Below are 15,414 nucleotides of genomic sequence, written 5' to 3' on the forward strand. Positions count from 1 at the left end.
GAAATCAGAGGGGAAATACTTTGGTATTTCCCTGATTAGAGGGTTAGTAAATAATGATTATCTTCTCACCCTCCTTCCTATACCTGAATTCATTACTGAACTGAAGTGTATTTAAAACTGTATTTAAGCCGGCATCTTTAAAGCTGCCTGTAAACCTGTAATCTTTAACTTTTGGATTTTGAATAATGAGCTGAATGTCATATCGTTTTTCGAGCATTGGCAGAATAGCTTCGAACCGTTCATTACTAAAACTTAATTCCTGATGGATCCAGTTTAATTCAGCGGACTGATTACGACCGTAAAAATGAACACCAGCTACCAAACCTGATATCAATGCAACTGAAGCTGCTATTTTAGTCTGAAAGAACTTGTTTGCACGAGTATTTTCATCTCCATTTGAATTGACCTTTTTAACCGGTGTAGGAGTTATAGTTTCATTCTCCGTTATTTTAGACTGAATTTTCATAAACAATGCTTCCTCCTCTTCTGCCGGAACGGATTTTCTTTCCGTAATGGATTCCTGCATCGCATCATACCATTTGAAGAGATAATACTCTTCTTCAGGGCTGGATGTGCCATTCAGGTACGTTTCCATTAATTGGTGAAATTGTTTTTTTGTCATTATATAGGTGAGTGTTAAAAGAGACCTGTTGCCCCCAAAGGATATGCTGATTATTTAGCAATAGCTACAACAACACAGCGAGAGGAGTAAAATTGCAGGCAAAAAATCACCCAGACTAACGCGGAGTTTGCGAATAGCTATGGTAATCTGGTTCTCCACAGTTTTTGGAGAAAGGGAAAGCTGAAGGCTGATCTCCCTGTTGGACAGGCATTCTACGCGACTCATCGCAAATATCATCCTGCATTTTTCCGGCAGACCTGATAAACCTGAGAAAAAAGCAGAAGAAACTTCTCTTTCAGCCAGCACATGCTCTGTGCTTCTACACAAAGGCAATTCATGTTCTACATCAAAAATATCCTCATGGTATTTTCCTGAACGGATAACTTTAAATACCTGGAATCTTGTTACTGCATATAAATATGCATTTAAAGAATCTATTTGCTGCGTGGCACGCTTGTTCCAGAGCTGTAGAAAAACTTCCTGGATGATGTCTTTACTTAAATTATCATCCTTCAGCATTTTAAATGCCTGATGATACAGCCGTTTAAAATACCGGTGATACAATTCCTTAAAGGCATTGTTATCATTATTCTTAAGCAATTCAAGCAGCTCCTGATCTGAACGAAGTGCTGTTTCCATATTACTAAATCGATTAGTCCGTGTCAAATATACAATAAGTTCTATATATTTAGTAGACATTGCGGGTAATCATCAGATTTTATTGAATTACGTCAAAATACTGCCGGTTTTTATCAAGATACAGTTGGTTTGAGGATGATGACATCATCAGTTTAGCCTGGAAAGCTGATGATGGATGTTGAGTGTGGCAGAATTACAGCTGGTAAATCTTTAGATTCAGGATCTCCTGATTAGATTTAGTAGACCGAAAGCCAAAGTATCCTTCAGTAAGGAGCTGCGGATCATTGAAAGAAAACCAGCGTTGCTGATCTACCCAAAAAGAGACCTCCCCATTCTTTACCACCAGATCAATGTGATAGGTCTTGTTAGGTATTAGTAAATGTGAAGGATCTGTATATTCGGCAATCAGATCTCTTTTACCCTTGCCATTATATTTCCTGAAGCGCGTGGTGGTATTGTAATTGCCGCCCATCCCCACATAATATAACTGCAGGTTATTATAAGATTCCAGTTCCCCATTCCTGGTGAATAAATCTGTATTGGCAGGATCTGATGCCATCCAGAATTGATTGAGATCCGAAATCCGGTCTAAAGTTCCGCCGGAAGAGATCACCTTCCTGTCATAACTGATCCTGATATTTCCTGTAAGTTTCTTTTTAAGCCATACAGTTACTCCATGTGTAGTACGAAGGATAAGCTTTCCTTTTTGTGTACCAACAAAATCACCTGCAGAATCAATGTATTCCACTCTCCAGGTGGCTGAATCCAACCTGGAACCAAAATGATCTTTATAGACCAGTGTTCCCCCTTTTAAGGAATTTTGGGCAGTCTGCACCTGGGCCGAAAGGTGATTAACAGCCATTAGGAAAATAAAAAACAAAGGGAGCTTAAGGGATCTTTTCATCAATATATATTAGTTTAAAGTGCTTAGGAAGTTACTATTCTGCATGATCCGGAATAGCCTTGCCTGCATAGGCGAGACATTGAATGGCCGCCAATCCCCACTGGGCAACAGCATTGGTAGAAATTTCCTGATTTTCATCCACAGGGTATAAAACCTGTGTACCAGTTATCTTCCTTATTTTAAACTTACCTGGAACGATGCCTGCTTTACCTGCATAAAATTCTTTCCAGGCTCTTTTTGCTAAAGCCGGGTCCTGATCTTTAAAAGCAGCGAAGGCGGTTAACCTGGAATGTCCCTGTGCCAGGTTCAGTTTTGCAAAACTTTGTCCCAGCTCTTTCTCCTGCTCTTCTGCAGGGGCATTGTATAAACGGCAATATTGCAGCCATGCGGCTGTAAACTCGGGCACATCTAACAGTGCAACCAGTTCTTCCGAAATTTCTGTTAACCCGAATACAGCGTTTAAATGAGAAACATTAAACTCTTTGGAGGTTTTGATCTCAAACTTACCGGTATCTACATGCAGGGTGCCTTCACCGGTAAAAAAGCCATGCGGCTGGGCAGCAATGGTTTTCATACTATTGATTAACCTGTCCCTGATCTCGTGGTTACCCGTACGCTCCCACTCTGTTAACCAGGCGGCAGCAATTGCCCCCCAGTCTGTACCAAAACTTGCAGGGATCATGTTTTCAGTATAGTCTGGCTGTTTGGTATTCCTTATATTATCCAGTTTTCGCCATGGCTGTATACGGCTTAACGTTTTGGCCGCAAAAACCTGTTCTTTCAGCAAATCTCCAACCCTTTCATCGGCTGTTAAATAATAATAGAACCTGCGGTTTGCTGCTGTACTGATCCGCAGCTGTTTGGCGCTGTCTCCCCAGTGCATTACATTATGTCTTGACCCAAGCGGGGCAAAACGTCCGATATGATGTACATCTACTTCCCCTGTATGCCGGGTCATTGCTTCTGCTATTCTAAACACATCATTACGCTGTGTTTTCAGGTAATAGTACCATAACCATAAATCGGTAGACAGTTCAGAATTGTCCCAGCCAAAGCCCCCTACATCATATCTCCAGGTATGCCTGTCTTTATCATAGGTATGCATGAAATCGCCATAATTCCAGTAACCATACCATTTATGTTCTTCCACCTGCTTTTGATAATACTCAAAATACTGGTCCAGCTCATTTTCTATCTTTACTTTAGCTAAAACCGAGCGGTCTGGCAGGCTCCAGTTTCCACCAAATACCTGCTGTTCCTTTAAATAAGTATGATCGGTCAATAACACTGCCGGCTGCTGGATCTGTTGAGCGATCAATAACAGTTCCTCTCTTGAAGGGGTATGATCAGTTAGTTTCAGCATAATTTCGCTGGTTCTCGCTACACCATTCGGTGTACCGAAACCCGGTTCATAATCTTCATAGGTAATATCCAGTGCTTCCCTTTGTTTTTCATAATTATCCTCCCCCATACCGTTGTGATAAAAACGAAGATCCATAGCTGTTGCTTCCGGCGCCCATAACCATAAGCTGAGCTTTCCTTTTGCTGTAGCCGCCTGGCGGATATCCAGCTGGGCAGGAAAACTTTGCCAGAAATTCCTGATGCCGGCCACTACACCACCTTTAGGTGTTCCCAGATAGACTGTTCCCAGTGCCCTTTTGCCGAGGGCAGAGCTGATCCATCCATACCCTGCGGCCGTGCGCTTTTTTATCGTAAATCCTTCAGAATTTCCCTGAAACAGGGTGTAATCACTAAATGCGGGAATATATTTCAAGTGCTCTGCCACTTTATTTTGAAATTCAGCTACTGGCGGGGTAGCTTTTCCATCCAGCTGTGCTGCAATTACTAAAGCTCCGGGATCTCTGCGCAGACCTGTTAAGCCACGCACAGCCTCTGCAAATATTCCATCCGCTTCATCACTCACAAAACGTATATGCCGGTTATGTAACTCATCATTTAAAGGAACATCAAAAGAAAGACCTAATCCTTTGATGAAATGTTCATTTTCATTGGCATCATAAATCAGTGTATGCAGGATACGGATCTCATCCGTACCTGCAAAAAAATGGAGACGTACTACAAATGGCAATAACTTTAGTGCGTCAGCGGCGTGGCGTCCTGTGATTTTAACCACCGCCCTTAGCGGGCCGCTTTGTTCAATGACTACATTTTCAATTTCTCCGCTTAGGATATCTCTATGGACAGGATTTTCATAATTATCATCGGGCTGGTCCTGCAACAGGGCGGTTAAGATGCCAGAACTGGCGATGATTTGTCCGTTTCTGCTGATTTCCGGAATTAATACCCTGCCCGATTTTCGGATGATACACTGAATGAATCCTGTATTGATATGAATTTCATCCGCCTGGTTGCTAACGATCAATATAGCCCCCTCAATTTCCTTTTTACCGGGAACAACAGCATAGCTGCCATCTGATGGCAGACCTGAAGCTGCATGCCCTGTCCATTTCAGCGATCCGTCTGGCCAGTAGGCCAAAGGCCAGGTCTGGATAAAAAAGTTTTTGCCTTCCGTATTGCTCAAATGAAATTTCTGATCTGCTTTTAGCCTCCCTTTTGGCCATGGAACTCCCCAGGTTAAACCTGCCGAAAAAGGTGTATTACTTTTTTCTATCCATGCCAGTGTTGCCGGAGTTACAGGAGTATTGATTTTTGACAGCGTATTTAAGGTAGAAGTATTCACCAGAACTGGTGTTGCCGCAGTTGCTATAATAGAGTTTTTAATAAATTTCCTTCTTGAAAGGGTGCTTTTGATCATGATACGAAAGGTATATGATTGAAGTACTCAAAAACAGGGTTCACCCCCAAGCAAAAGGATTTTATTTTTAATCTTTTACAAATTTCAGGGCATGTTTCCTGATACCAACAATGATCATTTTAGATTTTAATAGATCAATTCAGCAGGCTGGTTCCGGTGATGAATAATATTGAGTAGTCATTAGAACCTGTTCAAAATTTAACAAAATTATTTACGATTTAAAATCAAATAATTGAAACTTACAGGATAGGTGTAATTTTTATTTAAACGAAGCTATGATAACCAATATATTGAGTAATAATTATTTATTTAGATATTATATTTCTTTTAGAAATAATTACCGACGTTTGTATCGTAAATATTAAACCATGGAAGAATTAACAGAAAGATTTTCTAAAATAGAAGAAGCCCTTTTAAATCTGGAGTATAAAATCACAGTTCTTGAACAATCTGTTGCAGATCTTAGAGACACAGTTTTAGCACTTGTTGATCTGGTAAATAAAAAATTTGCTATGATCGATGAGCGGCTTGACAAGATGGATCTAAGGCTCGATAGAATGGATGAGCGTTTCGACAAAATGGATCTAAGGCTTTACAGGATGGATCAAAGGCTTGACAGGATGGATGAAAGATTTGATCGCATCGAAACCAGGTTAACAAATTTGGAAAGCCAGTTAAATACCCTGGCAAAGGAAACTGCTGCCAACTTTGCAAGGGTAGATCAGAAGCTGACCGGGGTAGATCTTAAGCTCATCAATATTTATGAGAAACTAGACGATGTTGCCAGGGAATTTGCAAAACTCAATGAGGTTACCCGTTACGAGCAAAAATATGAGGATTTGGTATTCTACAATATGCTAAAACGCTAATTGTCTTCTACAAATTCCCAGGCACTCTGATAAGCATCTTTACCTTCGGCATAGGTGATAAAGTCTGAATAGAAGGATGAGCGGGAAAGCGTGGCACTGTCTCCAATTACTACGAGCTTCTTTTTTGCGCGTGTCATCGCTACGTTCATCCTTCTGGTATCTGAAAGAAAACCGATGGTACCTTCACTATTGCTTCTGGTGAGACTGATGTAAACCACGTCCCGCTCCTGTCCCTGGAAGCTGTCAATGGTGTTTACTGAGATATGCGTTGCATACAATTGCAGTTCAGGGGCGTTTAGCAATAAGTCTTTCAGGATGTACACCTGTTGTTTATAGGGTGAGATAACAGCTACAGAAGGAAAGTTCTCCGGTGTATACTTTAGCTTTAACTGCTGAACCAGCTGCGTCAGATGTTTCAGTAAAAATACAGCCTCCTCGGGGTTGGTGCTGCTGGTCCCTTCATTTTTTTCATCAAAACCACAGCCCGCGGTATCGATAAAGGCCAGCGGTTTGTCTTCCGGAAAAAGCAAATGGCCAGCCACAGCAGCATTGGCTTTTAGTTTACCCTGGTAAAAAACCTGTGAAGAATAACCCATGATGCTTTCATGCATCCGGTATTGTTCTTCCAGTAGTACTACTGCTTCGGGATGAAGTGTTACGCACTTTTCCAATAAGGTAGTGCTCAACCCATTTCTGGCCGCTACATTCGATTTTACTGTTGGGGATAGCTGGCAATGATCTCCGGCAAAAACTACCTTTTTTGCTTTTAATACCGGTATCCAGCAGGCAGGTTCGAGCGCCTGGCCAGCTTCGTCAACCACTACGGTATGATACTTACGGTTTCTCACGGTATAATGATTGGCACCAACCAGCGTAGCCGTAATCACCTGTGCTTTGCTCAGCAGGTCGTCCATGATATATTGTTCAATATTACCCACCTCCTTCATGATCTTATGCGCTTCACTGAACAGCGCCTTACGCTGCTCCTGTTCTGCTTTACCAAAATTCCTTTTGTATTTGTGGGCCATGTTTTTGTATTCATTGGCCTGTTTTTTTAAGGTTTTTAACTCTTTGGTTTGAGGATGTTCCGCCATTTTACTATCCAGCGTTAAAGACATCAGCCTTTCAGAAACCCTTGCCGGGTTCCCTACCCGCAACACATTTAACCCTTCATCTGCCAGTTTCTCACTCAGCAGGTCTACGGCAGTATTACTCGGTGCAACCACCAGGATTTGCTGATGATCTTGTTTGATCAGTGCTTTGATAGCCTGTACCAGGGTAGTGGTTTTACCTGTACCCGGAGGGCCATGCACAATAGCCAGATCGTTGGCCGCTAATATTTTATCTACAGCCAGTTGCTGTTGAGGATTTAATTTCGGAAGGTCGTATTTAAAAGTTTCCGTATGGAAAGAAGGCGATTTGGAACCGGTAAGCACCCGGATTAAGTTTCCTTCTTCTTTATCATCGAGTTGAGCGGAAGCCTGCTTTAGGGCAGCCTGCATTTCATCATAACTATTGTTATCAAACAATACATCAACACCTAATTTGCCGTCGCGCGACCAATCGGGCAGTTCATCTGTACGCAACGTGATCTTTAGTTTATTACCGCTTTGATGGGAAACCACACCTTCCAGCCTGTCAATCTTTGGATCATGATTGGAAAACAGGACTACAGAGGCCCCAAAACGTAGCTGGTGGTTGATCTCCTGGTGCGTGGTACGCTCCAGTTCTACCGTCAGGTAATCTCCCCTGCTCATCTCTGAAGCCCTGATAGCTATGGGATACCAGGTAAGCCCATTCGCCCTGCGTTCTGCAACGGAAGAAGATTCGGTCAATTTGAGGTAGGCAGCCTGGTCTTCTTCTCTTTCGGTTTTCAGCAGGTCGAGCAGTGTATTAAAATATTCCATTGCTGCAAAGGTAGCAGTTTAGGCTTATTTAAAGGGATGCCCGCAATGTTAAATAGAAGGGTACTTCTACCTGTTTCCTTGAATTTTCCAGGATCAGGTTTGCTGCAATGCGCCCCATTTTCTGAAAATCAGTAGAAATGGTGGTTATCCCGTTGAGAATGATCTTTTTCCAGGGGGTTTCATTGTAGGAGATCAATCCTACCTGGGTACCTATATCCAGCCCCAGGGTTTTTATCCGTTCAATCAGCGTCACCAGATCGTCTTCCATCAGATTAATGAATACTTCTCCTTCGCTGATCGGCTCACGACTAATATTACCGACTATCTTTTGGATAAAGCCGTATTTCTGACAGAACCGGCTAAACCCTTTTTTGATCTCTGTTGGAAAATAACTGTTCTCCGGAAAGACCAGTTTAAGGGTATGGTATTTATTCAGTGGCTCCAGTGCCTTTTCCAAGGCCTGGAAAATGTCTTTTTCAAAGTTCTCATAAGCAGCCCCAAACTCCCCGCAGATACCCGGTATTAATTTGTCCATCAGGATCAGCTTATTTTTGGGGATGCTGTTCAAAAGTTCATACTCTTGATTTCCCGCTTCCAGGAAATGGGGGATAATCACATAATGGGAATATTGCTCATTTTTAGTGGTGATCAGTTCCTTAAACACAGAAAAATCATTGTTATAGATATAAAAATCTATAGCCACATTGTCCCCTATCGCATCTACAAAAGCATCATAAATGATCTTTTTATGGTTACTCAGTTTATTAAACATCAGACAAATCTTTAGCCGCTGGTGATAATCTTCATTCAGCACATAATACCCTTTTCCCGGTACAGAGCCCAGTATACCTAAATTCTTCAGGTGTTTATATCCCTTTTCTGCTGTATCACGGGAGATTTCAAGTTCATAGCTCAGTTCATTAATAGAGGGCAGCGTATCGTTCTTTTTTAACCTTCCTAATTCGATAGCAGATAGTACGGAGTGGGTTAACTGTAAATATTTGGGTATTACCGAATAACCGTCTACCTGAATGTAACTGAAAAAATTATCTAACTTCATTTGGTTTGAATTGCGTGATTAAATTACACAGTTTATCTACATCAGAAAAACTAAACCTGCTTTATTCTACGCAATCGTTCCCGGAAATATTTTATCTTCTATCTATATCCAGTGATCAAAACAGGCCCTAATAAGCCGGATGGCATAGGTGCCCAGCCCGACGCATCGAAGGGTTTATAATTGATATTTACAAAGTTAATTTCGTGGTAATTCCTCCATTTAATGCCTTTCTGATCCATATCCCTGATGCGGTTGGCCATCAGATTGGCCACTTCTACCCTGATGGTATTTTTACCAGGTTTCAAATAATCCCCGATCCGCTTTTTGAAGGGAATGCTCCAGATGATACCGGCATCCCGGCCATTGATCCAGACATGGGCACTTTCATTTACCTGTCCTAAGTCCAGCACATATTCGCGTTCAAGTTTTGATGGCAGGGTAAATGTATGCGTATACACCCCTGTACCTGAAAAGGAAACTGCCTTTGGATCGCCCAGGGTTGTCCATGAAACCAGCTGCTGCAATTTTTGATCCGCGGGTAATTCGGGTCCGCCGCTGCTAAAATGTAATGTCCAGTCATGATCCAGCTGTAACGGTTTTCCTGGATTGGAAAGATATAACCAGGCTTTTTCTGTTTTCGGGCGATTGGATAATTGTAAAAACAAACTCTGTCCTGATTCGAGGTAGACCTTCACCCAGGTTTTACCTTCTTTTAACTTCGTTTCTGCTTTGCCATAATCCCCTGTCAGCGGGTCCAGTATAGTTACCGAAGCCGTTTTTTGGTTGACCGGTATCCATTGGTCGATCAGGTTGGCGGTATGGTTAACCAGGTAATAGTAACGGCCATCAGTTAGCTTACGGCGTATAAATTGAAGTCCGCTGCCGGTTAATTTTTCTCCTTCAATATGTTTATACAACAGTGCCTGCTGTAGATCTGAGGCCAGCAATACTTCTCCTGATCCTACAGCTGCCTGCTGCAGGCCTGCTGTTACCGATTTAAACCTGAGTTCCTGTAGCAGCAGCTTAAATGCTGCCCTGTTACTTTCCAGGTTACTTAATCCCGGAACATCTTCAGGCAGTTCCTGAAAGATGATGCGCGCACCGGCACGTGCCAGTGCAACGATGTGCTGTAGCGTAGGCAGTGGCATAAACCGGCATGCCGGAATAATCAGTGTTTGATACGGCGCCGCAGTACTGGCGGTAACCAGCTCCCTCTTCAGGGTTTTTGTTTTGGACAGCATCAGATCGGATGCAAAATCAAAGGAATATCCATTCTGTTGCAGCAGGATGCTTTGTTTGTAAAATGCGGTAGGATGTAACCATGTATCTACATTATGCACCCTTAGTGGCATATCCAGTCCTTTTGGATCTCCCCAGGCATCATAAACAGGCCAGTAGATCAGCAATTCATTATCTGCCTGTCCTGCCTGCAGCAACGACTGGCAGCGGGTCAGGTAATCATTCATCCCTTTTAAATGCGGCCACAAGGTATTTGCGGGCACCATATTGGTCGACGCATAGAATAACCATCCCGGAAAGGGAATATCTGAAGGGCTAAAAGTAGTACCGTGAAAAAATATATGATTGATGCCAGCGAGGAAAATCTTTTCTGCTTCTGGTTTAGCCTGTGAAAAGGAAGTTTTAAAATGTTCTGACAGCCAGGTGAAGGTTTCTGAAGAAACCAGTGTTTTACCTGAAACGTGTGCGGCTGAGCTGGCAAACTTACTCATCATAGGGTCAGGATCTACATTCCTGACGTCTGCGCTATCCCTTCTTAAACCCGGGATAGGGAAATAACTTGGGCCAAAAGTTTCCGTTTCGGGTATATCTACCGCAGCATATAAGTCGAGCAGGTTACCTGGAGATCCATGCGACTGGTTCCTGCTGATGCTATGATGGCGGTGCGCCCAGTTGCTCCAGTTTATGGTAAAATTATCCAGTAAAAGCTGGCTCATGGTTTCGCGATAATCAGATTTCAGCCGACTGGGTTCGTTACTGCTGGAATCTTTACTCATCAGTTCTTTGATGTGCATATCCAGGTCATACCCTTTCAGACGTTTAAACTCAGCAAAAAAAGTGGGCGTCCAGTTTGCGCCATAAACTTCATAGCTATCGTTAAAAAAAGCCCTTACGCCTGTCGGGCGACCAGCAAAGGCCTGATCAAACCTGTTCAGGTAAGCATCTACAGCAGGTTTATCCAAATGGTCCAATACCAAACCCTGACCACCGGGCGCGGCTCTTTTCACCTGTTGCAGGGTTTTGCCAGAGAACAGCGCATAGATTTCCCAGTCTGAGCCGGGAGCTGTCCAGTTTAATTTTCCGCTGGCATCCACCATATCGATGAGACGTTTCACCTGTCCGTTGGCCGAGTAGGCAGTAACAGATTGTAAAATAGCACCGGCTTTTTTCTGCTTTTCATCTTTTACGGTGATCAATTCTCTCAAAGACTCGTTTTGAGACACTTTATACTGCTGAACGATCAATTTAGAGGCCCCGAACTCCTGAGTTACCTGAGGACCTCCAAATGGCCATCCTGTGCCATTATTCATATCCACACCCATCCCCAGGGCTGCTGCTTCTTTTACGGTATAGTTGAGCATGCCCATCCATTTTGGGGATAGATAATCAATATAACGGTTTTCAAAACCTACAGCACCATAGATAGGCGTAATTTCCACACCGCCAATACCGGCCCTGGCATAAGTAGCCAAAGCTTCACCCAGATTCTTTTCATCTACGGCATTTCCCATCCACCACCATCTCGTCCAGGGGCGCATTTGCTTTTCTATCACCGGCCAGGGTGTATTTTTTTGTTTTAACGTTTGTCCTTCAGTGAGTATCACTGAGCTGAAAAAGGTTAAAAATAACAGTGCTTTCTTCATTATCTTTTTTAATACGTTTTAGTCCAGATGGAATACTTGTTCAAGCGGAATAGCCAGGGGTGAATGGTCTGGGTTGGTCTCCATGATATCGGCCATAAATGCCCACCACCGCTGCACAACTTCTTCCTGCCCCAAGTTCTGGGAGCTCCCTTCAGACACCTGCTGCACCGCAAACAGGATATCCGTTTCTTCATCCCAAAATATGGTGTAATCATAGACACCGTTTCCTTTTAGCAAAGCTAATAGCTCAGGCCATATGGCGTCATGTCTTTTTTTATATTCCTCCCTAAAGCCTGGCTTTAGTTTCATTTTAAAAGCTATTTTCATATGACCTTTTGTTTAAATATCTATTTCACTGGCATACATTTCTTTTTACTTCTTTAGCTGATAGATTTCTGCTCCTGCAAGCAGCAAACAACCCAGGCCATAATCTTCAAAATCAGGTCGGCTTACAGCGGTTACCGGCTGGCTGTCCTTTGGTTCTTTTCCTGTACCCTGCACGTAACTCAGCGAGCCATCTTCATTTACAGCATCTTTCACCAGTGCATTCCATCCTTTAATTACTAAAGGTTTATATACTTTAACATCAAGTATTCCTTTATTTACTCCCCAGGCCATTCCATAGATAAAAAGTGCTGTACCTGAAGTCTCTTTACCTCCAAAATGGTCAGGGTCGTGCAAGCTTACATTCCAGAATCCATCCGGTCGCTGTAAGGGTGCCAATGCTTTCATCATGTCTTTGTAAGTAGTTAGATACTCTTCCCGGTGTGGTGCATCTTTTGGCAAAATACCCAGCACTTTAACCAGTGCGGCAATCACCCAGCCATTGCCGCGGGCCCAGTAGCAATCATCTCCGTTAGGCTCTTTATAGGGAGGAACAAAAGATTTATCGCGCCACCAAAGGGCGTCTTTTGGATTGTACAGACCGCCACCCTCAACTGTTTTTGTATGCCAATATAGCTGGTACAGATATTCAAAATAAGCCTGATCATGATAAACTGCGCCCAGCTTGGCAAACACGGGCATGGCCATTTGCAGGGCGTCAATCCAGGTCCAGTCATTAATCTTCCCTGATTTCATCATCGAATCTATAGAAGCCTTAATTTCTCTGATGCGCTCCGGCTGAGGGTCGAGCTGGTACAGATCAATATAAGTCTGGCCACAAGCCTGATTATCTGCGTTACGGGTAGTCGCCCCGCCGCGTAGCCCCCAGTTATGTTTTTCTCCCCATGATACCGCGTATTGTTCATATTCCTTTTTCGGATCTGTCTGGTATAAACTCATCAGTCCTTCGTAATAAACTGCCCTTGTCCAGATGTTGCTTGGACGGGTAGTATTGGTAGTGATCGAAGCGCCGGGATCGGGCCATTTATTCATAAAATATGCATTGGCCGATTCCATTATTTTTAGAACTGATTTCTTTGATGGCACCTGCTGCGCATGCCCGGAAATAGAAAATAAAAGCAGGATTACAAGTATCCCCGCACTTAATTCCCAGCTAAGAGTTAACCGTCTTTTATACTTCATAATCGATTCAAATAAACTTTGTAAAACCTTGATAAATATCAAACTAAATTAAATACACCTGACACACTGTCACTTAAAACATCGGCTTCAAACCTTCCCATTTCACCTTCCATTTTCCATTTTTCGGAAAGCCCGGATTCGTTACCGTAGCGCCATCCCAACCGGCGCACATCATGGCCACCGCGGTTAATAAACCTCCATTTCCAGGGAGATATAGGCGCAGGCGTCCGTCCTGATAATTGTGCCCATTGTTTAGAAAAGTATTGGTTTTTACCTGCATCATCAGCGCATCAATTGCCCGGTCGGGCAAGCCCAAACGAGTTGCCGTCATCGCTGTCATTGGGAAGTCCCACCCCCATGTTGCTTTCCAGTTCCAGCTATCCCAAACCAGGTTGAAGGTTTTTTTCATCACCTGCCGATCTAACAATCCGGTCTGCGGAAGCATTCCATAAGCAGCCAATACAGAAGGATGATCTGTCTTGTATTCCGGGTTGGTATAAGAATCCTTTGCACTTTCTGCAGCGAGGTAAACTCCGTTTTGTATAGGTAATGGCGAAAGTTTATTCAGCACATCATCCCATTTCGCCTCCCTTTTTAAGCCTAGTCTTTCCCTCCATTTTTGTGCAACCGTTAAGGCCCAGTTCCAGTAAGCCAGTTCATAGGTTGGATTAAAGGTTTGTTCTGCCTTGTACCTTTCCTGCGCGGGAATGAGGCCCGGCCCTAAGCGATAATATCCTGTCTCTTTATCAAAATAGGCAAAAGAAGCCATAAAAGTTGCTGTACCCATTACCAGGTCTTTATACTTTAGCAATGTCTGCTGATCGGGATGTGCACGGTAAGCAAGTTCCGCAAAAGTAATGATGTGCGGTTCCTGCCAGATGAGCATTGCCCCTACTGAGGATGGACTTTCATTCCCGTTATTATCGGTCATTTTTTGCCAGCGCAATCCTTCAAAACCTTGGCGGGCAGCTAATTTTTTCGCTCCGCTGGCCGCCTTAAAATACCAACCCGCACCTTTTTCCATCAATTCCGGTCGCCCCCACAAGGCAAAATGCAGCATATGCCACCAAGTCATTTCCAGATGGGGCTTTCCATACCAGCTATTGTAAGTTAATCCCGTTTCCTGGGGCGGAAAAGAACCTGCACACTGGATTTTAGTGAGGTATTGCGACAATACAATTCGGCGTTCCAGCTCACTGGCGCGGGGATCAGTGCTTCCTGAAAGGTCAACTGCCCCTCCGCTAAGCCAGAAAGCTAACCAGCCTTTGACACTATTAGCTTCAATAGCAGCAAATAAAGGCACTTTATCGGGAGTACTTTGCTGTTTAAACCAGGCACTGAGTTCAAAAGTTGCCGAACTTTTATCCGGAGAAATGATAAATTCGTGTGCCTGTTTTTCTGCGATAGAGGCCTTTCCCTGCCAGTGCAAAGCGGTAAAATAAGTAGCAGAATCCAGGTGATGGCTCAGCATAGCCTGATGGTCATCGGCAGTGATCAGTTTAGACTGATGTTTTTCCGGATGTTGCCAATTGTTGCCTACATCGGACCAGTTACCTGTAGGATAAGGATAACGGAGCCTGATCTTTAACCTGCCTGCCTGAATCAGTTCTGAGGTAACACGGGTAGAAATAATATCTTCTGCCTGATGGCAAACGGTAAACACTTCCACAGGAATACCTTCTACGGTAAACTCACTTTTGATCTCCCCTGTCCACAGGTTAAGATGCTGGTTGATCTGCTGAATATCTTCAGGACGGGCAGCTTTTCCGTTTTTCAGCGTGATTTCAAAGCCCAGGTTGCCCAATTGCAAGCGGTGAACATTCTGCCTGAACCAGTCGGACGCCGCCTTATTTCTTTCTGGTTTCTTGACCTGAACGGCATAAGTAACTGGTCGCCCGTACTGCTGGTAAGTTTTCAAAGATTCTTCTAAACGGTAACCTGCGGTATCGGTAAAAGTATCCCATCCCCATTCTGATTGCGTACCCAAAGGTATCCCGTTTTGATAAGCATCAGGAAAAGTCTGTAAACCTGTAATATCCACTGTAAAGGCAAATTTACCATTGCCAACCGACAAAGACGACAGGGAATCTAACTGTTTTACGGTTACCTTATGCCTGCCTACCAGTTGCTGCCGGTCAATTTTCTGTGCCTGTGCAGTGATGCCGCAAAGTAAAATCACTCCTATCCATCCTGCTCGTTTTATACGGTTTGCTATCATTTCTTTAAAA

Annotated in this window: 11 protein-coding genes; 1 reads left to right on the forward strand and 10 read right to left on the reverse strand. The window is 43.4% G+C overall.

The genetic code is table 11. The features are described 5' to 3' along the window. Positions 1–43: 43 nt before the first annotated feature. The 4 genes from GSQ84_RS14215 to GSQ84_RS14230 all read right to left on the reverse strand — a co-directional run bounded on the left by GSQ84_RS14215 (position 44) and on the right by GSQ84_RS14230 (position 4,941). Positions 44–622 carry a FecR domain-containing protein gene (locus GSQ84_RS14215; RefSeq protein WP_216848929.1) on the reverse strand — a complete coding sequence of 193 codons (579 nt, stop codon included), beginning with the start codon at positions 620–622 and terminating at the stop codon, positions 44–46. Between the two features lie 54 nt (positions 623–676). Continuing rightward, positions 677–1,261 (reverse strand): RNA polymerase sigma factor, encoded by a 585-nt coding sequence (locus GSQ84_RS14220; protein WP_158797944.1) that lies wholly within the window; start codon positions 1,259–1,261, stop codon positions 677–679. A gap of 193 nt (positions 1,262–1,454) precedes the next feature. Then, positions 1,455–2,123 (reverse strand): DUF6250 domain-containing protein, encoded by a 669-nt coding sequence (locus GSQ84_RS14225; RefSeq protein ID WP_158797945.1) that lies wholly within the window; start codon positions 2,121–2,123, stop codon positions 1,455–1,457. Between the two features lie 76 nt (positions 2,124–2,199). Beyond that, entirely contained in the window at positions 2,200–4,941 is a 2,742-nt protein-coding gene (locus tag GSQ84_RS14230) for a Tat pathway signal sequence domain protein (RefSeq protein ID WP_158797946.1), read from the reverse strand. 368 nt (positions 4,942–5,309) lie between these two features. Here GSQ84_RS14230 and GSQ84_RS14235 point away from each other — a divergent pair, with 368 nt between their 5' ends. Then, positions 5,310–5,810 (forward strand): hypothetical protein, encoded by a 501-nt coding sequence (locus GSQ84_RS14235; RefSeq protein WP_158797947.1) that lies wholly within the window; start codon positions 5,310–5,312, stop codon positions 5,808–5,810. Here the strand turns inward: GSQ84_RS14235 and GSQ84_RS14240 are convergent. The 6 genes from GSQ84_RS14240 to GSQ84_RS14265 form a co-directional block, all read right to left on the reverse strand. Continuing rightward, positions 5,807–7,717: an AAA domain-containing protein gene (locus GSQ84_RS14240; RefSeq protein ID WP_158797948.1), complete on the reverse strand. Its 1,911-nt coding sequence runs from the start codon at positions 7,715–7,717 to the stop codon at positions 5,807–5,809. The two genes, GSQ84_RS14235 and GSQ84_RS14240, sit on opposite strands and share 4 nt — an antisense overlap. 28 nt (positions 7,718–7,745) lie before the next feature. Continuing rightward, positions 7,746–8,777: a GntR family transcriptional regulator gene (locus GSQ84_RS14245; protein WP_158797949.1), complete on the reverse strand. Its 1,032-nt coding sequence runs from the start codon at positions 8,775–8,777 to the stop codon at positions 7,746–7,748. Positions 8,778–8,875: 98 nt separating this feature from the next. After that, positions 8,876–11,659, reverse strand: a complete 2,784-nt coding sequence (locus GSQ84_RS14250) for a glycosyl hydrolase (protein WP_158797950.1) — start codon at positions 11,657–11,659, stop codon at positions 8,876–8,878. Positions 11,660–11,677: 18 nt separating this feature from the next. After that, positions 11,678–11,986: an L-rhamnose mutarotase gene (rhaM, locus tag GSQ84_RS14255; RefSeq protein ID WP_158797951.1), complete on the reverse strand. Its 309-nt coding sequence runs from the start codon at positions 11,984–11,986 to the stop codon at positions 11,678–11,680. A gap of 45 nt (positions 11,987–12,031) precedes the next feature. Next, positions 12,032–13,186 (reverse strand): glycoside hydrolase family 88 protein, encoded by a 1,155-nt coding sequence (locus GSQ84_RS14260; protein WP_158797952.1) that lies wholly within the window; start codon positions 13,184–13,186, stop codon positions 12,032–12,034. Between the two features lie 73 nt (positions 13,187–13,259). Next, positions 13,260–15,404 carry a hypothetical protein gene (locus tag GSQ84_RS14265; protein ID WP_158797953.1) on the reverse strand — a complete coding sequence of 715 codons (2,145 nt, stop codon included), beginning with the start codon at positions 15,402–15,404 and terminating at the stop codon, positions 13,260–13,262. Positions 15,405–15,414 lie beyond the last annotated feature (10 nt).

It is taken from the genome of Pedobacter sp. L105, from assembly GCF_009765875.1.
In the GTDB taxonomy this organism is placed as follows: domain Bacteria; phylum Bacteroidota; class Bacteroidia; order Sphingobacteriales; family Sphingobacteriaceae; genus Pedobacter.